The 22,749-nt window shown below is 66.9% G+C and carries 21 protein-coding genes and 1 tRNA gene; 5 read left to right on the top strand and 17 right to left on the bottom strand.

The annotated features are described in order from the left end of the window. From cobA to K7H93_RS12845, 5 genes are read left to right on the top strand one after another with little or no spacing between them, the layout of a single operon-like run. Complete coding sequence (cobA, locus tag K7H93_RS12865) at positions 1–759, top strand: uroporphyrinogen-III C-methyltransferase (RefSeq protein ID WP_230783955.1); 759 nt, start codon at positions 1–3, stop codon at positions 757–759. Beyond that, entirely contained in the window at positions 756–1,055 is a 300-nt protein-coding gene (locus tag K7H93_RS12860; RefSeq protein WP_230783954.1) for a DUF2849 domain-containing protein, read from the top strand. Before cobA ends, K7H93_RS12860 begins: the two co-directional genes overlap by 4 nt. After that, complete coding sequence (locus K7H93_RS12855; RefSeq protein WP_230783953.1) at positions 1,055–2,683, top strand: nitrite/sulfite reductase; 1,629 nt, start codon at positions 1,055–1,057, stop codon at positions 2,681–2,683. Before K7H93_RS12860 ends, K7H93_RS12855 begins: the two co-directional genes overlap by 1 nt. After that, positions 2,676–3,122 (top strand): DUF934 domain-containing protein, encoded by a 447-nt coding sequence (locus K7H93_RS12850; protein ID WP_230783952.1) that lies wholly within the window; start codon positions 2,676–2,678, stop codon positions 3,120–3,122. Before K7H93_RS12855 ends, K7H93_RS12850 begins: the two co-directional genes overlap by 8 nt. Continuing rightward, entirely contained in the window at positions 3,119–3,889 is a 771-nt protein-coding gene (locus K7H93_RS12845; protein ID WP_230783951.1) for a phosphoadenylyl-sulfate reductase, read from the top strand. Before K7H93_RS12850 ends, K7H93_RS12845 begins: the two co-directional genes overlap by 4 nt. A gap of 23 nt (positions 3,890–3,912) precedes the next feature. Here the strand turns inward: K7H93_RS12845 and K7H93_RS12840 are convergent, their stop codons facing one another. The 17 genes from K7H93_RS12840 to mraY all read right to left on the bottom strand — a co-directional run bounded on the left by K7H93_RS12840 (position 3,913) and on the right by mraY (position 22,731). Beyond that, the gene (locus K7H93_RS12840; protein WP_230783950.1) at positions 3,913–4,821 is read right to left on the bottom strand and encodes an NAD-dependent epimerase/dehydratase family protein; all 909 of its coding nucleotides are present in this window, start codon (positions 4,819–4,821) and stop codon (positions 3,913–3,915) included. 25 nt (positions 4,822–4,846) lie between these two features. Then, positions 4,847–5,941, bottom strand: a complete 1,095-nt coding sequence (gene obgE, locus K7H93_RS12835) for a GTPase ObgE (protein ID WP_230783949.1) — start codon at positions 5,939–5,941, stop codon at positions 4,847–4,849. 159 nt (positions 5,942–6,100) lie between these two features. Continuing rightward, positions 6,101–6,176: transfer RNA gene (locus tag K7H93_RS12830), tRNA-Ala, on the bottom strand. Positions 6,177–6,281: 105 nt separating this feature from the next. Next, the gene (locus K7H93_RS12825; RefSeq protein ID WP_230783948.1) at positions 6,282–7,223 is read right to left on the bottom strand and encodes a hypothetical protein; all 942 of its coding nucleotides are present in this window, start codon (positions 7,221–7,223) and stop codon (positions 6,282–6,284) included. Between the two features lie 171 nt (positions 7,224–7,394). Further along, positions 7,395–8,135, bottom strand: a complete 741-nt coding sequence (locus K7H93_RS12820; RefSeq protein ID WP_230783947.1) for a Bax inhibitor-1/YccA family protein — start codon at positions 8,133–8,135, stop codon at positions 7,395–7,397. Positions 8,136–8,279: 144 nt separating this feature from the next. Next, positions 8,280–8,786, bottom strand: a complete 507-nt coding sequence (locus tag K7H93_RS12815; RefSeq protein ID WP_010238830.1) for a type III secretion system chaperone family protein — start codon at positions 8,784–8,786, stop codon at positions 8,280–8,282. A gap of 156 nt (positions 8,787–8,942) precedes the next feature. Further along, positions 8,943–10,550, bottom strand: a complete 1,608-nt coding sequence (locus K7H93_RS12810; protein ID WP_230783946.1) for an SPOR domain-containing protein — start codon at positions 10,548–10,550, stop codon at positions 8,943–8,945. 98 nt (positions 10,551–10,648) lie between these two features. Beyond that, positions 10,649–12,346, bottom strand: coding sequence for a cell division protein FtsZ (gene ftsZ / locus K7H93_RS12805; protein ID WP_230783945.1), 1,698 nt, complete (start codon positions 12,344–12,346; stop codon positions 10,649–10,651). 140 nt (positions 12,347–12,486) lie between these two features. Then, on the bottom strand, positions 12,487–13,734 hold the full coding sequence (gene ftsA / locus K7H93_RS12800) for a cell division protein FtsA (RefSeq protein WP_010238836.1): 1,248 nt from the start codon (positions 13,732–13,734) through the stop codon (positions 12,487–12,489). Next, the gene (locus tag K7H93_RS12795) at positions 13,734–14,669 is read right to left on the bottom strand and encodes a cell division protein FtsQ/DivIB (protein ID WP_230783944.1); all 936 of its coding nucleotides are present in this window, start codon (positions 14,667–14,669) and stop codon (positions 13,734–13,736) included. Before K7H93_RS12795 ends, ftsA begins: the two co-directional genes overlap by 1 nt. After that, complete coding sequence (locus tag K7H93_RS12790; RefSeq protein ID WP_230783943.1) at positions 14,620–15,585, bottom strand: D-alanine--D-alanine ligase; 966 nt, start codon at positions 15,583–15,585, stop codon at positions 14,620–14,622. Before K7H93_RS12790 ends, K7H93_RS12795 begins: the two co-directional genes overlap by 50 nt. Then, positions 15,582–16,493 carry a UDP-N-acetylmuramate dehydrogenase gene (gene murB, locus K7H93_RS12785; protein WP_230783942.1) on the bottom strand — a complete coding sequence of 304 codons (912 nt, stop codon included), beginning with the start codon at positions 16,491–16,493 and terminating at the stop codon, positions 15,582–15,584. The genes K7H93_RS12790 and murB overlap by 4 nt, the downstream gene beginning before the upstream one ends. Next, a complete protein-coding gene (murC, locus tag K7H93_RS12780) occupies positions 16,490–17,935 on the bottom strand; it encodes a UDP-N-acetylmuramate--L-alanine ligase (RefSeq protein ID WP_230783941.1) in 1,446 nt (481 codons plus the stop codon). The genes murB and murC overlap by 4 nt, the downstream gene beginning before the upstream one ends. Beyond that, on the bottom strand, positions 17,932–19,140 hold the full coding sequence (murG, locus tag K7H93_RS12775; protein ID WP_010238849.1) for an undecaprenyldiphospho-muramoylpentapeptide beta-N-acetylglucosaminyltransferase: 1,209 nt from the start codon (positions 19,138–19,140) through the stop codon (positions 17,932–17,934). The genes murC and murG overlap by 4 nt, the downstream gene beginning before the upstream one ends. Then, positions 19,137–20,357, bottom strand: a complete 1,221-nt coding sequence (locus K7H93_RS12770) for an FtsW/RodA/SpoVE family cell cycle protein (protein WP_230783940.1) — start codon at positions 20,355–20,357, stop codon at positions 19,137–19,139. Before K7H93_RS12770 ends, murG begins: the two co-directional genes overlap by 4 nt. Continuing rightward, the gene (gene murD, locus K7H93_RS12765) at positions 20,354–21,664 is read right to left on the bottom strand and encodes a UDP-N-acetylmuramoyl-L-alanine--D-glutamate ligase (protein ID WP_230783939.1); all 1,311 of its coding nucleotides are present in this window, start codon (positions 21,662–21,664) and stop codon (positions 20,354–20,356) included. Before murD ends, K7H93_RS12770 begins: the two co-directional genes overlap by 4 nt. Next, positions 21,661–22,731, bottom strand: a complete 1,071-nt coding sequence (gene mraY, locus K7H93_RS12760; RefSeq protein WP_010238857.1) for a phospho-N-acetylmuramoyl-pentapeptide-transferase — start codon at positions 22,729–22,731, stop codon at positions 21,661–21,663. Before mraY ends, murD begins: the two co-directional genes overlap by 4 nt. Positions 22,732–22,749 lie beyond the last annotated feature (18 nt).

Raw genomic sequence — 22,749 nt, 5'->3', positions numbered from 1 at the left:
ATGGCAGATACCGGCACAATTTACCTCGTGGGCGCAGGCCCCGGCGACCCCGACCTCCTCACCCTGCGCGCCGCGCGCCTGATCGAGGGGGCGGACCTGATCGTGCATGACGGGCTGGTCGACCCTGCAATTCTGGCGATGGCGCGCAAAGGCGCTATGCTGATCTCGGTCGCCAAGCGCCGCTCGAAACACACCCTCCCGCAGGAAGACATCAACGCCCTGCTGGTGCGCGAGGCGAAGGCCGGGCGCTCTCCGGTGCGGCTCAAGGGCGGCGATCCGCTGATCTTCGGGCGCGGCGGTGAAGAAGCCGAGGCGGCTCGCGCCGCTGGCGTGCGCGTGGAGATCGTGCCTGGCATCAGCGCCGCAAACGGCGCGGCTGCCGCGGCGCAGATCGCGCTGACGCACCGCGACGCCTCCAGCATCGTCAGCTTCGTCGCCGGCCAGTGCAAGGGATTGAGCGACCAGAACTGGTCCGGCCTCGCCGGCAAGGGCCGCACGCTGGTGATCTACATGGGCGTGAAGACCGCAGGCGACATCGCGGACAAGCTGATGGCGGACGGTCTGTCGCCCGACATGCCTGTCGCGGTGATAGAGAATGGCGCGCGCCCCAACATGCGCGTCCTGCGCGGGCTCCTTGCGGGCCTGCCCGACCTCGTCGAGCACGAAGGCGTCACTTCCCCGGCGCTGATCGTGATCGGCGAGGTCACCGCGCGCACCGATGCGCAGATTGCCGCCCGGGCCATGGAGGCAGCGCAGTGAACCTCATCACCGGCAACAACCTGAAGACCGGCGCGGTCACCTGGTGGACCGGCGATGGCTGGTCCACATTGATCGAGGACGCTGTCGACGCGGGCGATGACGCAGAGGCCATCGCCACCCGCGAGGAAGCCGCGCGCCGCGTCAACGTGCCCTACGTGGTCGAGGCCGCACCCGGCCCCGACGGCACCCCGCGCCCTTCGCATATCAAGGAGCGCGTCCGCGCGCTCGGCCCCACGGTGCGCCCCGACCTCACTCTCAAACCCGATGATCCGCAAGCGATCGAACAGGTAATCTGATGTACGCCTACGACCAATACGACCAGGCCATGGTCGATGCCCGCGTGGCCGAGTTTCGCGACCAGTGCGAACGCCGGCTGGCGGGCAAGCTGAGCGAAGACCAGTTCAAGCCGCTGCGGCTGATGAACGGCCTCTACCTGCAATTGCACGCCTACATGCTGCGCGTGGCGATTCCCTATGGCACGCTCAACGGCGGTCAGATGCGAATGCTGGCGACGATCGCCGAGAAGTACGATCGCGGCTACGGCCATTTCACCACCCGCCAGAACATCCAGTACAACTGGATCAAGCTGGAGGACGCGGCCGACATCCTCGCCGATCTGGCGAGCGTGGAGATGCACGCGATCCAGACCAGCGGGAACTGCATCCGCAACATCAGTTCCGACCATTTTGCGGGCGCTGCGGCGGACGAGGTGGCGGACCCGCGCCCCTATGCCGAGCTGCTTCGCCAGTGGTCGAGCTTCCACCCGGAATTTTCCTACCTCCCCCGCAAGTTCAAGATCTGCGTGATCGCGAGCGAACAGGATCGCGCGGCCATGCGGCTGCACGATATCGGTATCCGGATCGTCGAGCGTGACGGAGAGCTTGGTGCGCAGTTCTACGTCGGCGGCGGCATGGGCCGCACCCCGATGATTGCCCCGCTGATCCGTGATTTCGTACCGCTCGACCAGCTGGTGACCTATTCGGAGGCGTGCCTGCGCGTCTACAACCGCTACGGACGGCGCGACAACAAGTACAAGGCGCGGATCAAGATCCTCGTCCATGAACTCGGCGCGGAAGAATATACCCGCCAGGTGGAGGAGGAATTCGCTCACCTGCTGGAGCAGGGTGTCGAGCCCCCGCTGGCCGAGCTGGAGCGGATCAAGAAGTATTTCCGCGACCCCGACATGCCCGACGCTGGGCAAGACGTGGACCGCTCGGACCCCGATTTCGCGGTCTGGCTCGATCACAATACGCATGCGCACAAGATGCCGGGCTACGTCTCGGCCATCGTCAGTCTCAAGCCGGTCGGCGGCATCCCCGGCGACGCGACCGATGCGCAGATGCGCGTGCTGGCCGATCTGGCGCAGAAGTACTCCTTCGACGAGCTGCGCGTGATGCACACGCAGAACGTCGTACTGCCGCATGTCAGCAAGGCCGATCTCTACGCATTGTGGCAGGCGCTGAGCGAGGCGGGCATGGGTACGCCCAATGCGGATCTCATGGGCGATATCATCGCCTGCCCAGGCCTCGACTATTGCAGCCTCGCCAATGCCCGCTCGATCCCCATCGCGCAGCGCATTTCGGAACGGTTCGCCGCAAACGGCAAGGAAGCCGCGCTGGGCGAATTGAAGCTGAAAATCTCGGGCTGCATCAACGCCTGCGGGCACCACCATGCAGGTCACATCGGCATCCTCGGCGTCGACCGCAAAGGCACCGAGAACTACCAGCTGCTGCTCGGCGGAAGCGAGGCGGAGGACACCAGCCTCGCCAAGATCACCGGCCCCGGCTTCGACGAGCATGGCATCGTCGATGCGGTCGAGACCGCCGCCGACGTCTACCTGCGCGAACGCGAGGATGGCGAGCGGTTCCTCGACACCTACCGCCGGATCGGCATGGCCCCGTTCAAGGAGGCGCTCTATGCCTGAGGCAGCCACCATCCGCCTGCGCGACGATACGCCCTGCATGGAGCCTGCGGTGACGCTGGAGGCCTTTGCCGAGCAGACCAACGCGGTCGCGGTGCGGATCGAACCGGGCGGCGACGCGCGCGAACTGCTGGCCCATCTCGATCGGCTGGCCCGGGTCGACATCGCCTTCCCCGCCTTCACCGACGGGCGCGGCTATTCCGCCGCGCGAATCCTGCGCGAAGCTGGCTTTGCGGGCGAGCTGCGCGCGGTGGGTGACGTGCTGGTCGACCAGCTGGCCTATATGCGTCGCTGCGGGTTCGATGCCTTCGCGCCCGACGAGCCGATCGACATAGCCGATGCCGAGGCCGCCTTCGCGCGCTTCCCCGAAGTCTATCAGAGCGCGGCGGACCCGCGCACGCCGATCTGGGCGCTGCGGCATGGTGGCGGGGACGCGCGGTGAACGCGCCGCAACGCCTCGCGCGCGATGTCGACCGGATCGATTCTTCTGCACGCTTCACGCAGGGGCAGGCAGACCTGCTCAACACGCGCTTCGCCGATGCGGACACGTCTTCGCTCCTCGATGCCGTGCTCACCGGCGGGCTGGCGGGGCGGGTCGCGATCGTCTCCAGCTTCGGCGCGGAAAGCGCGGTGCTGCTGCATCAGGTGGCGCAGGTGGACCAGGCGACCCCGGTGCTGTTTCTCGACACGCTGAAGCACTTCCCCGAAACGCTGGCCTATCGCGACACGCTGATCGGCGAACTCGGCCTGACCGACCTGCGCATCCTGACGCCGGACGAGACGGAGCTGGCCGAGCGTGACGAAACCGGCCTGCGCTGGTCCTACGACCCCGACGGCTGCTGCGATCTGCGCAAGGTCCGCCCGCTGGCCCGCGCGCTTGCCGGGTTCGATGCGACCCTGACCGGCCGCAAGGCGTTTCAGGCGGCAACCCGCGCGGACCTGCCCCGGTTCGAGATCGACCATTCCGATGCCGCCGGTCGGCTCAAGATCAATCCGCTGATCGACTGGGACGCCGCGCGGATCGCGGCCTATTTCGAAGAACACGATCTCCCCCGCCACCCGCTGGTCGCGCGCGGCTTCCCCTCGATCGGGTGCGAGCCGTGCACCCACAAGGTCGCGCCGGGCGAAGACCCGCGCTCGGGCCGGTGGAAAGGCTGGGACAAGGTCGAATGCGGCATCCACAAGCCGGGCGAGGAACCGTTCCTCTAGCCCGATCGCCGGGGTAGAACGAGCTAGAGCATCCCCGCTTCGCGATACCACTGCGCGGTGTCGCGCAGACCGTTCTGGGTGAGTATCTCGGGTCGCCAGACAGCAGGCGGCACGGCGCGATCACGGCGAACCGTCCAATCCTTGTGCGCGAGGTAGCCTGCGCGGTCGCGGGTCAGCCGCGCATTACGGCCGCGCACCCGCTCGTCGATCATCGCAGCTGCGTGAAGCGCGAAGATGGGCAGCGGGATCGGGAACACCGTCTTGCCCACCGCATCGCCGATCGCACGCGCCATGTCCGCATGGGTCCAGCCACCATCGCGCCCATCGTCGGGCTCGAAAATCTCGTGCGTAATCCCCTCCCCACCTTCGCGCAGCGCGAGCAGCAGGCGCGCGAGGTCTTGCACATGGATCATCGAGCTGCGGCCCCCGGCAGGCACGGGCAGCACGCCCTTGGTCGCGGCGCGGAACATCTCAAGGTAGTCGGTGTCGCGCGGGCCGTAGACGCCGGGCGGGCGCACTATCGTCCAGTCGAGCCCGCTTGCGGCGACGATCGTCTCCGCACGGCGTTTCGACGCGCCATAGGCCGACAGCTCGGGCTCCCGCGCCGCGAGCGAGGAGACGAACACCAGCCGCTTCGCCCCCGCACGCACCGCCGCCTCGACCACGTTGAGCGTGCCGGTGACGTTGACGATCTCGAAATGGTCGGGGTTGGTCGCGCGAGTCAGCCCGGCAATATGGATCACGCATTCGGCATCGGCGACCAGATGCGCGAGCTTGAAGGGTTCGTTGAGGCTGCCGTCGACCCAGCGGAATCCGCGCCGGTTTTCCGGCACCTTGCGCGCGAGCACGCGCACCCGCTCCCCGGAATCCTCGAGCAGGTCGAGTACCGCCTGCCCGACGAAACCGGTGCCGCCGGTCAGCGCCAGAGTCATCCGACGCGCTCGTCCGATCCCAAAATCAGATCGGCGACCATGTCTCTTCCCCCTCGCCGGGCTCTTCCCCGTCGAACCCGGACTCTTCGGCCGGATGGCTCACCCCGCCCTCGCTTTCGCGCTCGAGAGCGGTGCGATCGGGCAGATAGCCGAGCACAGCATCCAGCAGCGCCTCAACGCCCGCACCGGTCGCGCCCGAAACGGGATAGACCGCATCGGCACCCGCCGCCTTCAGCTCGTCGCCGAACGCCTCGGCCAGTTCGCCATCGGCAAGGTCCAGCTTGTTGAGCGCGACGATGCGCGGCTTGTCCTCGAGCCCGGCACCATAGGCTTCAAGCTCGGCCTCGACCGTGCGCATCGCTTCGGCCGGGTCGTCACCCGCAATGTCGATCAGGTGGATCAGCACCCGGCAGCGTTCGATATGACCCAGGAACCGGTCGCCGATGCCCGCGCCTTCCGCCGCGCCTTCGATCAGGCCGGGAATATCCGCGAGCACGAAGTCACGACCCTTGTGGCGCACCACGCCAAGCTTGGGCACCAGCGTGGTGAAGGCATAGTCGCCGACCTTGGCGCGGGTATTGGTGACCTGGTTGATGAAGGTCGATTTGCCCGCGTTGGGCAGCCCGACCAGCCCCACATCGGCAAGTAGCTTGAGCCGCAGCCACACCCACATCTCCTCGCCAGGCTCGCCCGGCTGGTGCTGGCGCGGCGCGCGGTTGGTGCTGGTCTTGTAGCTGGCGTTGCCGCGCCCGCCCATCCCGCCATGAAGCAGGGTGATACGCTGGCCGACCTCGGTGAAGTCGGCGAGAATCTCTTCCTTGTCCTCGGACAGGACCTGCGTGCCCACCGGCACTTCGACGATCAGATCGTCTGCGCCCGCGCCTGTGCGGTCGCGGCCCATGCCGTGTCCGCCACGGCTGGCTTTGAAATGCTGTGCGTAACGAAAATCGATCAGCGTGTTCAGCCCGGCGACCGCCACGAACACCACATCGCCGCCCTTGCCGCCGTTACCGCCGTCGGGGCCGCCATACTGGATATACTTCTCACGCCGGAAGCTGACGGCCCCAGGGCCGCCCGCGCCGGACTTCAGATAGACTTTGGCTTGATCGAGAAAATGCATTGCGTCGCAGGTAAGCCGAATTGACGGGGATTGCCAGTTTTTCGCCCGCTCCGCTCGGCCATGCGCGCGGCCACTGGCCGGTTGCGGGAAAGCGTGCGCCGAACATGGCAACGAAAAAGGCCCGCACCGGGTTGTGCGAGCCCCTGAAAAACCGTCACCTGGTGGAGCCGAGCGGGATCGAACCGCTGACCTCGTCATTGCGAACGACGCGCTCTCCCAACTGAGCTACGGCCCCGTTCAGGTGTGGTAAGCGCAGAGCACGCGATGCGTTTCTGCACGAGAGCGCGCCCAATAACGAACCCGTCAAGAGACGCAAGGCCTTTCGACGGGTTTCTGTTCGTCAGCGCGACGGATCCGGGGCCTGCGGACCCTGAAGGTCGCCCGCCGTGCTGGCGGTGGCGGTCTCGGGAAGGACGACCTGGCCCGTGGTGGGCTGCTGGGTGCCTTCGGTGGCCGCAGTGCTGGGCATCACGTCGATGCTCTGCGTCTCCTGCGGGATGGTCACCGACTGGCCGCCGGGATTGTCGATCGGCGCGTTGAGCAGAACCCTGGTTTCGGTGCCCGGCACGGTGTCGTTATCGGCCACCTGCGTGGTCGGCCCGTAGCTGGGGTAGAGCCCGGCGGGAGTGCCGTAGAGACGGTCCCACGTCGCGAGATTGGTTTCGTAGCGTTCGAAGGAGCGGAAGAAATCCTCGAACACGCCTTCGAACCGGGCGAGTGCCCTAGCCGAGAAGCTTTCCAGATCCGCGGGAGCGACGAGCACGGATTCGTTGCTCAGCTCCAGCGCCGCATCGCAGAACGCCTGCTTGGCGGGTGGCATGGTGAAATAGTTGTAGACCTTGGTCATGTAGTTATCGAGTTCGGCCCGGCCCGTCCTGCGGTCGCCGTACTTGTCGCGAAACTCCGCCTCGACCTTGTCGTTCGCCTTGTCGAGCGGCTTGTCGAAGTTGGTCAGGAACACCTTGTAGTTCTCAAGGATGTTCGCGTGCTGGGGCGCAAGGCAGTTGAGCGCGGCCACGTTGAAGGCGGAGCGCACGTTCCAGGTCGTCTGCGCAGGCGTCACATAGGCGTTTACGGTCTGACGAACGCCATCGGGCGCCACCTGCGGAATCAGCATGGTCGCAGCCGCGCCCATCGGCGGGATCGGTCGCGCGGGGATTGGCGGCGGTGGCGGAGGAGGCGGAGGAGGCGGCGGCGGCGCGGGCGTGGCGCAGGCGGCCAGCAGGCTCAGGGCACCAGCGACAAAGGTGATGCGCAGCGGCGACTTCAGGTCGTCGGACATAATCGAAAAGCTCCCATCGCGGATCTGCTCGGACGCTCCGGGGTGGAAGCGTTGCGGCGACCATTATTCGCGTTACGGCACCAATAACCCATTACGAGGCATGTGAAAACGCCCGAAGCGGAAAATCCGCCCCGGGCGTCTCGTTTCGGGTTCGTCCTGCCGGATCCGGCGTTAGTCGCGCGCCGCACCCATGAAGCGCAGCAGGAACAGGAACATGTTGATGAAGTCGAGGTAGAGGCTCAGCGCCCCCAGGATGATCGACTTGCCTTCCCAGCTGGTGCCACGCAGGCGCTGGTAGTCGCTCTTGAGCCGCTGCGTGTCGTACGCGGTGAGCCCTGCGAAGATCAGCACGCCGAGGATGCTGACGGCCAGTTCAAGCGCAGCCGACTGCAGGAAGATGTTGATCACCATCGCGATAAGGATGCCGATCACACCCATGATCAGGAAGCTGCCCCAGCCGGACAGGTCCTTCTTGGTGGTGTAGCCGAACAGGCTAAGCCCAGCGAAAGCGCCGGCCGTCGCGAAGAACGTCGCAGCGATCGAACCCTGCGTGTACTGGAAGAACAACGTGGAAAGCGAAAGACCCATCAGTGTCGCAAAGCCCCAGAACATCAGCTGCAGCGTGCCTTGGCTGAATTTCTGCGCGCCGAAGCTCATCGCGAACACGATCGCCAGCGGCGACAGCGCGACGATCCACATCAGCGGCCCGCTCGCGAAAGTCACCGCGAGGCCCGACTGATAGGTCAGCAGCGCGACGATGCCGGTCAGCAGCACGCCCGAGCACATGTAGTTGTATATCGAGAGCATGTACTTGCGCAGCCCTGCGTCGAAGGTCGTGCGCGAGGCGACATCGCCCCCGGCGCGCGGCACAGAGCCGAAACCCTGCCGTGTGCGGTCGTCCCAGTTAGCCATTTTCAAGCCACTCCATTTGCCGGCTGCGATATGCGCCGGTTCATCGCTCAATATCGCGACAAACCGCCCGAAATTCAAGGCTGAGCTGCGCTTTTTAGGCTTAACACCTGTTCAGATTCGATGACGCATTTCTGCGGTTTTCGCTCACGCTTCGCCCGCCGCGTCGATCATCGCCGCTTCAAGCGCGTCCTCGGGTGATTTGTTGCCCCACAGCACGAACTGGAACGCCGGATAGAAGCGGTCGCATTCATCGACCGCGTTTTCGATCAGCGCCTGCGCCTGACTGATCGACAGCATCCCGTCATCCGCCAGCAGCGCGCCGTGGCGATAGACCAGCACGCGGCCCTGGCTCCAGATATCGAAATGCCCGAGCCAGACCTGCTCGTTGACCAGACTGAGCAGTTCGTAGGCGGGCATCAGCTGTTCCTTGCTGACCCGGATATCGGGCAGGCAGATCAGCTGCAGCACGCCGTCCTGCGGGCGGAGCACCGCGCGCAGCTGGTACTTGACCCAGGCCCCCTGGATTTCGCCGCCCAGCTCTTCGTCGGCATGGGTGTCCAGCGCCCAGCCGCGCGCGTCGAACAGCGCGGCGAGCACATCCATCGGCGCGCCGTATTCGCTGCCGATATTGTCGTTCAAAGCGGTTTCCATTGGCGATCCCTATACCCGTCTGTCTTTCTCACCACCTCTTGGGCGAAGCACAGGGGCGCACGCAAACCCGCCGGGCAAGCCAGCGGTGCAAAAGCATTAACCCTGTTCACGCCTTGTGGGAAAAGCACTTTTCCGGGGATGAACCGCCGGGCCGGATCAGCCCAGCGGCTCGACCGCAGCGCCTTCCGGGCTGGTCCAGATGAAGGAATCGATATTGTCGGCAGACAGCGCGTTGAGCGCCTTGCGCGCATCGGCCTGGCTGTCGAACGGCCCGGCCAGCAGCCGATTGGTCTGACCCCACGCGATGGTGAAGGGCTCCGCCCCCTTCAGCCCGTCGATCTTGCGATATTTGAGCCGCCAGTCGCTGCGCAGCAGGGCAAGATCCTGGCCGATTCCCAGCTGGAGCCATATCCGGCGCGGCGCGGGCGGCGGTGGCGGCGGCTCCTTCTTCTCCCGCTTGGGCGTGATCGCGCTGATGTCGACCACATCGCCGCCGACCACATCGACGCCGGTCGGCTCCGCGAAGTCGGCAAAAGCGTCTGCCAGATCGACCGGCCCCGTCGCCGGGGGGCTGGCGGGCTGGCGGTTCTGGGCTGCGGCGAAGACAGGCGCTGCCTGACGTGATTCGGGCTGGCCCATTTCGGGGCCGATCAGGCCAGGGGCAGCCTGCCCCGACGGAGCGGCGGCTTCGGCCACGCGAGCTGCTGCGCCCGTTGCCTGCTGCGACGTGGCGGGGGCCAGCTCGCCCGCCTGCTGCGCAGCGACCTGCTGTTCCGGCGCGGGCTGGGTCTCGGGTTCGGGCTGCCGCACGGGCGGCGGCGGGATCTGGATCGCCACGCGTGTGCGCGAAGGACGCATGAAGGTGCGCGAGAGCGGATCGCGCAGGTCGCGCACGGTCGGCGTGCTGCTGGCAACGCTCGCCCCCTGCTCGGCGCCGTTCGGTGTGGGAGCGGCTGCGCCGGGCGTGGCCGCGCCCGCCGCGCTCGCAATGCGCGGATCGTCGCGCCCGATCCGGGTGGCCGAAGGATAGAGGCCGAGATTGGCGGCCGCCGCCTGCTGCGACTTCGTCAGGCGCGGCATGAACCGCAGGTAAGGCTCCATCCGCCCCGCCAGATCGCGCGGCATCACCGCGCGGGCGATCTCCAGCGCCTCGTCTGCCTGACCGAGCACGGCGAGGCCAAATGCACGGGTACGGTACGCGTTGTAGTCGCGCTCTTCCAGCAGGGGTCGCAGCTCTTCCTCGAACGCCTCGCGGTTGCCCGCGATCGCGTAGCTGAGCGCCAGACGCTGCCGCACCGCAGGGTCGTTCTTGCCTTGCAGCGCCCGCTGATAAGCGGTCTGCGCGGCGTCGTTCTGGCCAACCAGATCATAGGCGAGACCTCGGTCCGCCCATAGCGTGCCGGTGCCGATCCCCGCCTGATCGGCCTGCTCGAACAGGCTCAGCGCTTCGACCGGGCGGCCTGATCGCACGTAGGCAGCACCCATCCCCTCAGCGATCCGGGGATTCTCCGGCGACAATTCCTTGGCGCGTCCGAAGAAGCCAATCGCCGCATCGATATCGTCTAGCGAGAGCGAGGCGAGCCCGGCGGAGATCAGCGCATCGACATCGCGCCGATCCGCCGCAAGCCGCAGCAGCGCGGCGTTGAGATCGTCGGACGCGGCAGGCGGCAGCGGCTGGACCACCGCGCGCGACACCGTATCGCCAGATTGCGCCAGCGCCGGCGCACCGCCGGCCACCAGCACGAGAGAAAGCGCCGTCGGCATGGCGCGCAGAAGCTTGCAACCCGTCATCCTGCGGGTTCTAGTCATGCCGCTGCGCGCTGAACAGCCCCTTGCGCCGGGAACGGCGCGGTTCGTCGCCGTTACTGGTTGTTCTGTCGCCCGAGAAACCGCGGGATATTGAGGGAGGAGCCATCATCGTCCTCGTCATCATCCTCTTCGGGTGCTCCGCCACGGGACAGCTTGGCCATCCGTTCGAACAGCGTGCCGCCACCACCGCCCTGCGGCAGCGGGGGCGCAGGCTTGCGCTGCGCATCGCCCTCTCCCGAAACGAGCCCGCGACGGCGACCGCGCGATGGCGCGGGCTCCGGCTCGGGCGCTTCCTCGCCAGCGTCTTCGCCCAGCACCAGCTCGTCGGAGTCATCGCCGGAGCGCGGGGGTGCCTCCTGCGCTTCGCCCAGGTCGAGCGTATCGTCGTCGTCCGACGCGCTGCCCCAATCGTCCGCCGGGTTACCGTCGAACCGCTTCCGCTCGCCGGAGGGGCGGGCGAAGGGCGCGTCGGCGGAAGGTTCGGGCGCGGCTGCGGGCGCGTCGTCTTCATCTTCGTTGCGCAGACCGGCGAGCGGATCGACGATGCCGTCGACATCCTCGGCCCCATCTTCGTGATAGTCTTCGCTGTAGTCGCTGCTCATACGCGCACCGCCGGAGGACGGCTCACCGAACGACTGCGGCATTGCCGGGCTGGCGCCCTGCGGCTCGCCCCCGCGCTCGTCCGATTCGCCACGCTCGGCAAAATCGAGCGCCGGACGCTTGGCCGGGCGCGGTTCGGGAACAGAGGCCATCGCGCTGCGCGGCGATGCAGAGTGGCTGCTCACGCCGTCGTCTATCCCGGTCGCGACGACCGAGACGCGGATCTTGCCTTCGAGATTGGGATTGAACGCCGAACCCCAGATGATGTTCGCGTCTTCGTCCACCAGGTCGCGGATGTGGTTCGCCGCCTCGTCCACTTCGAGCAGCTTCATGTCTTCGCCGCCGATGATCGAGATGATGACGCCCTTGGCGCCCGCCATCGACACGCCGTCGAGCAGCGGATTGGCGATCGCCTGTTCCGCAGCCTCGCGGGCGCGGTTATCGCCCTCGGCCTCGCCGGTGCCCATCATCGCCTTACCCATCTCTTCCATCACCGATTTCACGTCGGCGAAGTCGAGATTGATCAGGCCCGGCATCACCATCAGGTCGGTGATCGAGCGCACGCCCTGCTGCAGCACCTCGTCCGCCATGCGGAACGCTTCCTTGAAGGTGGTTTCCGGCTTGGCGATCAGGAACAGGTTCTGGTTGGGAATGACGATCAGCGTGTCGACATGGCGCTGAAGCTCTTCGATCCCCGCCTCGGCGGCGCGCATCCGGCGCGTGCCTTCGAACAGGAACGGCTTGGTCACCACGCCGACGGTCAGCACGTTCTTGCGCCGCGCGGCCTCCGCGATCACCGGCGCAGCGCCGGTGCCCGTGCCGCCGCCCATCCCGGCGGCGATGAAGCACATGTTCACGCCCTCGAGCGCTTCCTCGATCTGATCGACCGTCTCTTCGGCCGCCGCCTTGCCCAGTTCGGGCCGCGCGCCCGCGCCCAGGCCGCCGGTACTTTCCGGACCGAGCTGGATGCGGTGCTCTGCGGGGGAGGTGCTGAGCGACTGCGCATCGGTGTTGGCAACGATGAAGTCGACACCCTCGATGTCGGCCTCCATCATGTTGGCGATGGCGTTACCGCCGGCACCGCCGACGCCGATAACCGTGATCCGGGGGCGCAGATCGTCGGAAGGGTCGGGGCCGATATTGATGCTCATAAGGTCTTCACTCCGTGAAACCGGCGGCTCTCTTGCCGATTTCTCAATATATTCGTGTGGCAGAAAGCGCCGCGAACCTTAATGGTTATCCACGGTCTTTTCCACATTACTCGCGCATTTGGGCCTCTATGGCCGGGCGATCAGAAATAGTCGCGCCCGGCGCGCCAGACCCGGTTGACCAGGCCCAGCCCGCGCGCGCGCGTCTGCGACTGGTACTTGGCCTTAACGGTGCGGATGTCCACCGGGTCCCGCGCCGCGTAAATGCACAGCCCCACTAGCGTGGAAAACCCGGGCGAGGAATGGGCCGGCGGCAGGCCGCGCAGCGTCTGCGGCTTGCCGATGCGCACCGGCCGGCCCAGCGCGTTCTGGACGAACTCCGCACTGCCGGGCAGTTCCGCCCCGCCCCCGGTAAGCACGGCAGGCCCGCCGCGAGCCCCCGCGAAATCCATCGCCTTCAAGGCCTTGCCCGCCTCGTCGGTGATCCGGCCGAGCTGTTCGGTGACCACCGCCACCAGATCGGCGCGGTTGATCGAACCGGCCCGCGGATCGTCGGGATCGACCGGCACCTGCTCGCGATGATCGCTGGGGCTGGCAAGCGCCGAGCCCGACACGCACTTCAGCCGCTGGGCATGCTGGCGACGAATGCCGAACCGGCTCGCAATCGCATCGGTAATATCGCCCGAGCCGAGCGGGATCGCCCGCATCGCCTGGACCATGCCGTTGCGCAGAACCGCGACATTGGTCACGTCGCTGCCGATCTCGATCAAGGCGGTGCCAAGCTCGCGTTCCTCGGGCGTGAGCGCAGCGTGTGCCGAAGCGATCGGCGCGGCGACCACGCCTTCGACCGTCAGATGCGCGCTCTGCACTGCGGTGATGATATTGCGGATCGGGGCCCCGTCGGCGAGCAGGATGTGCACGTCCACCCCCAGCTGTTCGGCATAGAGGCCGACCGGGTTGGCAACGCCGTGCGGGCCATCGACCGAGTAATGCGCGGGCTGCGCGTGCAGCACCATCCGCCCGTCGGGCTCCAGCGTGTCGCGCGCGGTGACCAGCAGGTGGTCGACGTCCTCTTCCTCGATCCGGCGGCCGTTGATCGGGATCTCGACCCGCGAAACGCGGCTACCCAGCCCTGCGCCCGCGCAGCCGACCCACACGCTCTCGATCGCGGTGCCGGCGTCTTTCTCCGCCCGCTCGACCGCCTCGCGGATCGCGTGGGTCGCAGCCTGGCTGTCGGTGACGTAGCCGCGCCGCACGCCCGCACTGGCCCGGTGGGATGAGCCGAGCACGATCATCTCGCCGCCCTCGGTCAGGCCCATGATCATGGCGGAGACGCGGAACGACCCAAGGTTCACCGCGCCGAAGACTCGCGCAATACGTGCTGCAGCCATTATTCCGCACTCCCCTTGTTGGCGAACCGGTCCGCGCGTCCGGGCTCCCGCAAGACGTAGCGATCGGGCACGCGCAGATCGATCACGGTCGCCTTGCCCCCCAGCAGGCGATAGAGCCCGTCCATCCGGGCGAAATCGATGAAAGCCTCGGCCGCCTCGTCCTCACCTTGCGGCAGGGCGAGGATCTGGCCGGTCTTGAACACGATGTTCCAGCGCCGCTCCCCGATCCGGTGCGCGCTGGCGATCTGCGGCTGGAGCGCGGGCGCGGCGGCGAGCACGTGATCGAGCGACTCGATCTGCTGCGCAGCGCCCGCGCCGGAAATGCGCAGCATCCCTTGCGCGTCCTTCTCCGAAATCGGATCGAGTTCAATCCCGTTGCGGTCGATCAGCACCAGCCGGTCGGGCTTGACCAGCACCGCGTGGGGCGTGCGTTCCTGAATATCGATCACCAGCTTGTCCGGCAGCTGGCGCGAGACGCGCGCCTCGGCGACCCATGGCATGCGCCGCAAGTCATCGCGGATCGCCGCCAGGTTGAGCAGCGGCATCGGCGTACCGCGATGCTCCATCACCTCTTCGTACACCTTGAGGCGGTTCATCCGCTCGACCCCGGTAAGGTCGATATTGCGCATCTGGAAACCCGCCGCGCCCGCGCTGGTGGCGAGCTGCTGGTGCAGCAATGCGGGCACGCCCGCCGCGCTGGCGACCATCCACGCCAGCGCCGCCGCGCCCGCGAGGATCAGCGCGAGGAAGCCGCCCTGCAATTGCCGCTGGCTGATCGGCAGCGCGTTGAGTGCGGTGTTGACCGCGCCCTTGCTCTGCCGGGTTGCCGCCCGGGCCTTCGACGCACGCGAACGCGACGTGGCCGCGCGGCGAACGCCGGTTGCCTTACGCTTGACCTTGCGCGCCATCATGTCCTCCCCTGTCTGCGAGCGCATCGGCGATAATCGTGTCGACCAGATCCTCGTAGCTCATTCCGCAGTATTTCGCCTGCTCGGGCACCAGGCTGAGCGGGGTCATGCCCGGCTGGGTGTTTGTTTCAAGCACGAACAGCCCGTCCAGCCCCTGCTGGTCGTCCCAGCGGAAATCGGTGCGGCTGGTGCCCTTGCAGCCGAGGATGCGGTGCGCCTCTAGCGCGTAGTGCAGGCACGCCTCGGCAATATCCTCGGGGATTTCTGCCGGGCAGACGTGGCGCGTGCGCCCGTCGGTGTACTTGTTCTCGAAATCGTAGAACCCGCTCTCGACGATCAATTCGGTAACGCCCAGCGCCTTCCCCCCGACCACCGCCGTGGTCAGCTCGCGCCCGCGAATATAGGGTTCGGCGAGCAGTTCGGGGAATTCCTGCCACGGGCCCTTCGCATCGCGCGCGATCGGATTGCCGTAATTGCTCTCGTCGGTGACGATCGCCACCCCGACCGAAGAGCCTTCGTTGACCGGCTTCAGCACATAGGGCCGCGGCAGCGGGTCGCCTTCGTAGAGGTCGTCGGTCTTGACGATCCGCCCGCCGGGCATGGGAATGCCGCGCGGAACCAGCGCCTGCTTGGTCAGCTGTTTGTCGATCGCGATCACCGAGGTCGCAAGGCCGCTGTGGGTATAGGGTACGCCCATCAGGTCGAGCATGCCCTGCACCGTGCCATCTTCACCCGGCACGCCATGCAGCGCGTTGAACACGATATCCGGCTTCGCCTCGGCAATCCGCGCGGCGACCTGCCGGTCCATATCGATCCGCGTGACTGTGTGGCCACGAGCCTCGAGCGCCTTGGCAACGCCCTCCCCGCTCATCAGCGAGACGGGCCGTTCATTAGCCCAGCCACCCATCAGCACGGCGACGTGGAGTTTCTTGGAGAGGATCATTTGCGCCCTACCCGCTGGATTTCCCACTCGAGCTCGACGCCCGAGTTTGCGCGCACCTTCGCGCGGACATCTTCGCCCAGCTGCTCGATATCCGCGCTGGTCGCGGTGCCGGTGTTGATGAGGAAGTTGGTGTGCTTTTCGGAGACTTGCGCGCCGCCGCGCATCATTCCGCGACAGCCTGCGGCATCGACCAGCTGCCATGCCTTGTCGCCCGGCGGGTTCTTGAAGGTGGAGCCGCCGGTCTTGGTCCGCACAGGCTGGCTTTCCTCGCGCGCCTGCGCGATCCGCTCCATCTCCGCGCCGATCGCTTCGGGATCGCCCGCCTCGCCCTTGAGTCGTGCTGCGACCACCACCGCGCCCTCGGGCAGCTGCGAGTGGCGGTAGGTGTAGCCAAGCTCTGCGACCGGCAGCGTCTTGAGCGATCCATCGCGCAGCACCACGTCGCATTCGACCAGCACATCGGCGGTTTCGCGCCCGTAGGCACCACCGTTCATGCGGACGAAACCGCCCAGCGTGCCGGGGATACCGCGCAGGAATTCGAGCCCGGCAATGCCGTTGTCACGCGCGGTGGATGCGATCAGCACCCCATGCGCGCCCGCGCCGCAATGGAGCGTGTGATCGCCCGCAGTCTCTATCTTTGCAAAGGACTTGCCGAGGCGGATGGTCACCCCGGGCACCCCACCGTCGCGCACGATCAGGTTCGATCCCAGCCCCAGCGGCAAGAGGGGCACAGAGGGGTCGAGGTCGCGCACAAACGCACACAGGTCGTCCACATCGGCCGGTTCGAACAGCCAATCCGCCGCACCGCCCGCCTTGAACCAGACGAGCTTGGCAAGCGGGGCATGCTGCGTCAGCTTTCCGCGCACATCGGGCAGCTTTTCGGCTGGAAGGCTGAGCGTCTCGCTCATGCGTTCACCTGCTCGCGCGCGGCCTGCAATTCGCCGGGCAGCTTCGCCGCCCACTTGGTGATGTCGCCCGCGCCAAGGCACAGCACCAGATCGCCCGGCTCCAGCTGGGGGGCGAGCGTGCGGACCAGCTCTTCGCGATCCGCGATGGTCTGCGCGTGGCGGTGGCCGAGCGACTTGATCCCGTCGACCAAAGCCGCGGCATCGACACCCTCGACCGGGTCTTCCCCCGCAGCATAGACCGGCGCGACGTAGACTTGGTCAGCCTCGTTGAAGCAGGCTTGGAAGTCGCCCATCAGTTCGCCAAGGCGGGAGAAACGGTGCGGCTGCATGACCGCGATCACCCGCGCAGGCGTGTCCATCGCATCCACGCTTTCCCGCGCGGCGGAAAGGACGGCGCGGATTTCCACCGGGTGGTGGGCATAGTCGTCGATCACGGTCGCGCTGCCGCCTGCGACCGGCACGGTGCCGACCCGGGTGAAGCGCCGCCGCACGCCGCCGAAGCGGGCGAAACCTTCGCGGATCACCTCGTCCGAGCAGTTCATTTCGAGGCTGACCGCAATCGCGGCGAGCGCGTTCTGAACGTTGTGCCGCCCCGGCATCGGCAGGAACACGTTCTCGATCCGGCGATCTTCCTGCCCGCGCTGGCGGACCATCACGTCGAACCGGTTGCCGCCCGCCTCCGGCTTCACATTCACCGCGCAGATATCCGCCTGCAGCGAGAAGCCGTAGGTAATCACCCGGCGATCGCGCACCTTTGCGATCACCGCCTGCACTTCGGGGTGGTCGACGCACAGGATCGCCGCGCCGTAGAACGGCACGTTGTGGATGAACTCGACGAAGGCGCGCTTCACGCCTTCGAAATCGCCGTAATGGTCGAGGTGTTCGGGGTCGATATTGGTGACCACCGCGATGGTCCCGTCGAGCCGCAGGAAGCTGCCGTCGCTCTCGTCGGCCTCCACCACCATCCAGTCGCTATCGCCGAGCCGCGCGTTGGAGCCGAACTGCTCGATCACCCCGCCATTGATCACCGTCGGGTCGATCTCTCCGCAGTCGAGCAGGCCGGCGATCATGCTGGTGGTGGTCGTCTTGCCGTGCGTGCCCGCAATCGCGATGGTCGACTTCAGGCGCATCAGCTCGGCGAGCATTTCCGCGCGGCGGACCACGGGGATGCGGTTTTCCAGCGCCGCCTCGACTTCCGGATTGGTCCGCTTGACCGCGGTGGAGGTGACCACCACCGCTACGCCATCGACATTCTCGCGCGCGTGGCCGATCGCGACTTCGATCCCGCGCTTCCTCAGCCGTTCGACCGTGGGGCCCTCGGCAATGTCGGAGCCCTGCACCTGATAGCCCAGGTTGTGCATCACCTCGGCGATGCCGGACATGCCGATCCCGCCGATGCCGACAAAGTGGATCATCCCGATATCGGTTGCGACACCCTTCACGAAGCAGGCTCCTCTGCGGCATCGCGCGCTGCGCCCTGCCCCACGGGCACGCCCTGCGACGCGCCGCGCGCATTGTTCTGACCCACCCGGATCACATCCATCAATTCGGCGCCGCCGAAGCTTTCGACCAGATCGGCCAGTTCCTTGACCGCATCGGGCCGTCCGCAATTCCACGCCTTGTGCGCCGCGTTGGAGAGCGTGCCTGCGCGCTGGCTGAGCACCTGGATCTGGCGTGCCAGTTCCTTGGGCGTGAACGCGCTCTGGCGGATCATCCGCGCGCCGCCCGCTTCCACGATCTCACGCGTGTTGGCCGCCTGATGATCGTCGGTCGCGATCGGCAGGGGCACGAGGATCGCGGGGCGGCCCACTGCCGTCAGTTCGGCAATGGTCGACGCGCCCGCGCGCCCGATGAACAGGTGCGCATCGGCGAGCCGGTCGGCCATGTTCTCGAAATAGGTCGCCAGTTCGGCAGGAATGTCATGATTGCGATAGCGCTCGCGCACCGCGCCGACATCTTCCGGGCGGCACTGCTGGGTCACCTGCAAGCGCTGGCGCAGCGCGGGCGGCAGCATCGCCAGACCATCGGGGACCACCTGCGCCAGCACGCTGGCGCCCTGGCTGCCGCCGGTCACCAGCACTTTGAGCAGGCTGTCTTCGCTGAAGGTCGGGAACGGTTCGTCACGCAGTGCGAGCACTTCGGGCCGCACCGGATTGCCGACCAGATGGACCTTGCGCGACCAGCTCGACTTCATCCGCTGCACCTGCGGGTAAGAGGTCGCGATCGCGTTCACCCGCGGGGCGAGCAGGCGATTGACCCGGCCCAGCACCGCGTTCTGTTCGTGGATCACGCTGGGGATCTTCGCACTGCGCGCGGCAAGCAGCGCGGGCAGCGAGGGATAGCCGCCGAAGCCGACCACCGCGCTCGGTTCGAAACTGTCGAACAGCTGCTTGGCCATGCTGCGGCCTTCCATCACCTTGCTCACGCCCTTGATCCAGCGGATCGGGTTCTTCCCGAACCGGCCGACCGGCATGATGTGCGCCGGCATGAAGTCGGGCTTGCCGGGGATATTCGCCCCGCGCTCGTCCGTGATCAGCGCCACGTGATGGCCGCGCTGATGCAGTTCCTGCGCCAGCGCGAAGGCGGGCAGCATGTGCCCGCCGGTGCCGCCTGCGGCGAGCACGTAATGTCGATTGGCCCCGCTCATCTGTCTTTTTCCTTGTCGAAGAGCATGTTGCGAAGGCCTGCGGTTTCTCGTGTGAGGAAGGGGTTGCGCCGTGTCAGCGCGAGCAGCAGGCCGAAGCCGCAGCATATCGCGATCGTCGACGACCCGCCATAGCTGACCAGCGGCAGCGTCATTCCCTTGGACGGGAACAGCGAGAGGTTGACGAGGATATTGATGAACGCCTGCCCGCCCAGCTGCGCAATCAGGCCCGATGCGGCGAGCAGCGCGAAGAAGTTCTCCTCGCTCGCCGCGCGCATCAGCACCCGCAGCACGATGGCACAGAACAGCAGCACGATGCCTGCGCAGGCGATCAGCCCGAACTCCTCGCCCACGACCGAGAAGATGTAGTCGGTCTGCGCCTCGGGCAGGCGGAACTTGGCGCGCCCGACCCAGAAGCCGACGCCGTCCCAGCCACCTGCCAGCAGCGTGCGCTGGGCAAGGTCGACCTGATCGTAATCGGTCCCGCCGGAGAAGAAGGAGTCGATCCGGTTCCGCGCATTGCCGTAAAACATGTAGGCGGTCGCCAGCAGGCCGATCCCGGCGGCGATCAGCCCGGCGATCTGGCGCGCGGACACGCCGCCCAGCAGCACCAGCACGAACCACACGCCGGTGAACAGGATCGCATCGCCCAGATTGGGCTGCGCCATCAGCAGGCCGACCACCAGCGCCAGCGCGCCGGTCACCAGACCGAACACCGGCATGTTGGGGTCCTTGAGCTTCCAGCTCATGATCCACGCCAGCGTGATCGCGAAGCCGGGCTTGAGGAATTCGGACGGCTGGAAGGAGAAGCCCAGGTTCAGCCAGCGCCGCGCGCCGTTTACCTCGGTCCCGATCAGCGGCACGAGCACCAGCGCGGCGACCATCCCCAGCGACAGCAGGATGGCGAAGCGGCGGGCGCTTTCGCGGCTGAGCATCGACAGGCCGAGCATCGCGGCAATCCCCACCGCGAGCCAGCGCAGGTGCAGCCAAAGGAAGTGCAGCGGATCAAGCGTGACCGTGTCGCTCGACAGGCGATCCGCGCCCGCGGGCGAGGCGGCGGCGATCGCCGCGCAGCCGACCGCCATCAGCAGCACGATCAGGCCGAGCAGGACATGGTCCAGTTCGCGCCACCAGATCTTCAGCCGCGCGCGCTGGGTCAGGCGCGGACCGCTGCGCCCGGGCAGATCGCTGGCAATTGCGGTTGCAGGCGCAATGTTCATGGCGTGGCCTCGCTATCGGCAAGCGCGTGGACGAGCGCGCGGAAGCGGTCGCCACGATCCTCGAAATCGCGGAACTGGTCGAAGCTGGCGCAGGCGGGGCTCAGCAGCACGGTATCGCCGGGCTTCGCGGCGAGCGCGGCGGTGTGGACCGCAATGTCGAGCGTGCCACAGCGGCTGACCGGGCACTGCGGCGCGAGCGCGTCGGCAAAGGCGTCGCCCGCCTCGCCGATGGTGTAGGCGCCGGTGACGTGGCCGATGTGCTGTTCTGTCTCGCCCAGCCCCGGCTCCTTGGCCTGCCCGCCGACGATCCAGTGGATCTTGTCGAACGCGGCCAGCGCAGGCGCGGCGGCGGCGGTGTTGGTCGCCTTGCTGTCGTTGACGTAGAGCACGCCCGCACGCACACCGACGCGCTCCATGCGGTGCGGGAGGCCGGGAAAGGTGCGCAAGCCTTCGCGAATGTGCGCGCCCGATAGCCCGAGAATGTCGCAGGCTTCGATGGCCGCTGCCGCGTTTTCGAGATTGTGCGGCCCCTGGAGCGAGGGCCACTCTGCCTGCTCACTCGGCTCGAAACCACGGTTCGCGAGCACGTCCTCAAGGATGCTCGCAATCGAGCCTTCGGCGAACTTGCCGAGGACGCGCGCATCGGTGAACCGGGCGATGGAATTGTGACCGCGTGTCTGCATCGCGAACAGGCGCGATTTGCTCGCACCGTAAGCCTCGAAGCTCTCGTAGCGATCGAGGTGATCGGGCGTCACGTTGAGCAGCACGGCAACCTCGCAATCGAGGCTGAACGTCAGGTCGATCTGGTAGCTCGACAGCTCGAGCACATAGACGCCGCCTTCCGGCAAGGGCTCCTGGCCGAGGATCGGCAGGCCGATATTGCCGCCCATCGTGGTCGGCACGCCTGCGGTCTTCAGGATGTGGTGCGTCAGCGCGGTGGTCGTGCTCTTGCCGTTGGTGCCGGTGATGCCGACGACCTTGTGCGGCGGCAGGTGCTCGCGGGCCTGCGCGAACAGCTCGATATCGCCGATCACCGGAACGCCGAACCTGTCCGCATGTGGCTTGATCGGGTGCGTGTTGAGCGGGACGCCGGGCGTCACCAGCACCGCCTCGAACCCGGTCAGGTCGGTCTCGACCGGGTCGGCCAGCGTCACGCGGCCCGCAAAGGCCTCGCGCACATCCTCGTTGCTGTCCCACGCGGTCACCTCGGCGCCCGCCGCCAGCAGCGCCTCGACCGTCGCCCGGCCCGTGCGTGCCAGGCCGAGAACCGCGTATTTGCGGCCCTTCCAGGCGGGCGAGAGGATCACCGCAGCTTCAGCGTGCTTAGCCCGATCAGTGCGAGCACGATGGCGATGATCCAGAAGCGGATCACGACCTTCGTCTCGCTCCACCCGAGCTGTTCGAAGTGGTGGTGGACCGGCGCCATGCGGAAGATGCGCTTGCCCGTGCGCTTGAACCAGAAGACCTGGATGATGACGCTGAGCGCCTCGAACACGAACAGCCCGCCAACGATGGCGAGCACGATTTCGTGATGGCTCGCGACCGCGATCGCGCCCAGCGCTCCGCCCAGCGCAAGCGAGCCGGTGTCGCCCATGAAGACATTGGCAGGCGGCGCGTTGAACCACAGGAAGGCAAGCCCTGCGCCCATGATACAGGCACAGAAGATCGCCAGCTCACCCGCGCCCTCGACATAAGGAATGCCAAGATAGCTGGAAAAGTCCGCGCGCCCTGCCAGGTAGGCGATCAGCGCGAAGGTGCCCGCAGCGATGATCACCGGCATGATCGCGAGGCCATCGAGCCCGTCGGTCAGGTTCACCGCATTGCCCGCGCCCACGATCACGATCGCGGCGAAGACGTAGTAGAACGGCCCCAGCGGGATCGCCTGGTCGGACACGAAGGGCACGTAGAGCCAGGTGTTGATCTGGCTAACGATGATATAGGCCGCGATGCCTGCGACGATGAACTCCATCAGCAGGCGCACCTTGCCGGACACGCCCTTGTGGCTGTTCTTGGTGACCTTGTCGTAATCATCCATGAAGCCGATCGCGCCGAACCCGATGGTCACCGCAAGACAGGCCCAGACGAAGGGGCTCGACAGGTCCATCCACAGCAGCAGGCTGAGCACCAGCGCGATCAGGATCATCAGCCCGCCCATGGTCGGCGTGCCGACCTTGGCGAGGTGGGTCTTGGGCCCGTCCTCGCGGATCGGCTGGCCCTTGCCCTGGCGCACGCGCAGAACCGCGATCAGCTTCGGACCGATCAGCAGGCCGATAAACAGCGCGGTGAGGATCGCCGCGCCCGCACGAAACGTCTGGTAGCGGAAGAGGTTGAACAACCCTTCGAATTCGAACCATTCCGCGATCAAATAGAACATTGTCGGCCGTCCCCGGTC

Origin of the sequence: Citromicrobium bathyomarinum (assembly GCF_021021475.1) — a bacterium.
Lineage (GTDB): Bacteria > Pseudomonadota > Alphaproteobacteria > Sphingomonadales > Sphingomonadaceae > Alteriqipengyuania > Alteriqipengyuania bathyomarina.
This window is presented reverse-complemented; position numbering and strand designations above follow the sequence as displayed.

What these genes read in the sequence shown, in the direction of transcription:
- cobA (WP_230783955.1), top strand. Translation starts at nt 1, where the DNA reads ATGGCAGATACCGGCACAATTTACCTCGTGGGCGCAGGCCCCGGCGAC.
- K7H93_RS12855 (WP_230783953.1), top strand. Translation starts at nt 1,055, where the DNA reads ATGTACGCCTACGACCAATACGACCAGGCCATGGTCGATGCCCGCGTG.
- K7H93_RS12850 (WP_230783952.1), top strand. Translation starts at nt 2,676, where the DNA reads ATGCCTGAGGCAGCCACCATCCGCCTGCGCGACGATACGCCCTGCATG.
- K7H93_RS12840 (WP_230783950.1), bottom strand. Translation starts at nt 4,821, where the DNA reads ATGACTCTGGCGCTGACCGGCGGCACCGGTTTCGTCGGGCAGGCGGTA.
- obgE (WP_230783949.1), bottom strand. Translation starts at nt 5,941, where the DNA reads ATGCATTTTCTCGATCAAGCCAAAGTCTATCTGAAGTCCGGCGCGGGC.
- K7H93_RS12825 (WP_230783948.1), bottom strand. Translation starts at nt 7,223, where the DNA reads ATGTCCGACGACCTGAAGTCGCCGCTGCGCATCACCTTTGTCGCTGGT.
- K7H93_RS12820 (WP_230783947.1), bottom strand. Translation starts at nt 8,135, where the DNA reads ATGGCTAACTGGGACGACCGCACACGGCAGGGTTTCGGCTCTGTGCCG.
- K7H93_RS12815 (WP_010238830.1), bottom strand. Translation starts at nt 8,786, where the DNA reads ATGGAAACCGCTTTGAACGACAATATCGGCAGCGAATACGGCGCGCCG.
- K7H93_RS12810 (WP_230783946.1), bottom strand. Translation starts at nt 10,550, where the DNA reads ATGCCGACGGCGCTTTCTCTCGTGCTGGTGGCCGGCGGTGCGCCGGCG.
- ftsZ (WP_230783945.1), bottom strand. Translation starts at nt 12,346, where the DNA reads ATGAGCATCAATATCGGCCCCGACCCTTCCGACGATCTGCGCCCCCGG.
- ftsA (WP_010238836.1), bottom strand. Translation starts at nt 13,734, where the DNA reads ATGGCTGCAGCACGTATTGCGCGAGTCTTCGGCGCGGTGAACCTTGGG.
- K7H93_RS12795 (WP_230783944.1), bottom strand. Translation starts at nt 14,669, where the DNA reads ATGCGCTCGCAGACAGGGGAGGACATGATGGCGCGCAAGGTCAAGCGT.
- K7H93_RS12790 (WP_230783943.1), bottom strand. Translation starts at nt 15,585, where the DNA reads ATGATCCTCTCCAAGAAACTCCACGTCGCCGTGCTGATGGGTGGCTGG.
- murB (WP_230783942.1), bottom strand. Translation starts at nt 16,493, where the DNA reads ATGAGCGAGACGCTCAGCCTTCCAGCCGAAAAGCTGCCCGATGTGCGC.
- murG (WP_010238849.1), bottom strand. Translation starts at nt 19,140, where the DNA reads ATGAGCGGGGCCAATCGACATTACGTGCTCGCCGCAGGCGGCACCGGC.
- K7H93_RS12770 (WP_230783940.1), bottom strand. Translation starts at nt 20,357, where the DNA reads ATGAACATTGCGCCTGCAACCGCAATTGCCAGCGATCTGCCCGGGCGC.
- mraY (WP_010238857.1), bottom strand. Translation starts at nt 22,731, where the DNA reads ATGTTCTATTTGATCGCGGAATGGTTCGAATTCGAAGGGTTGTTCAAC.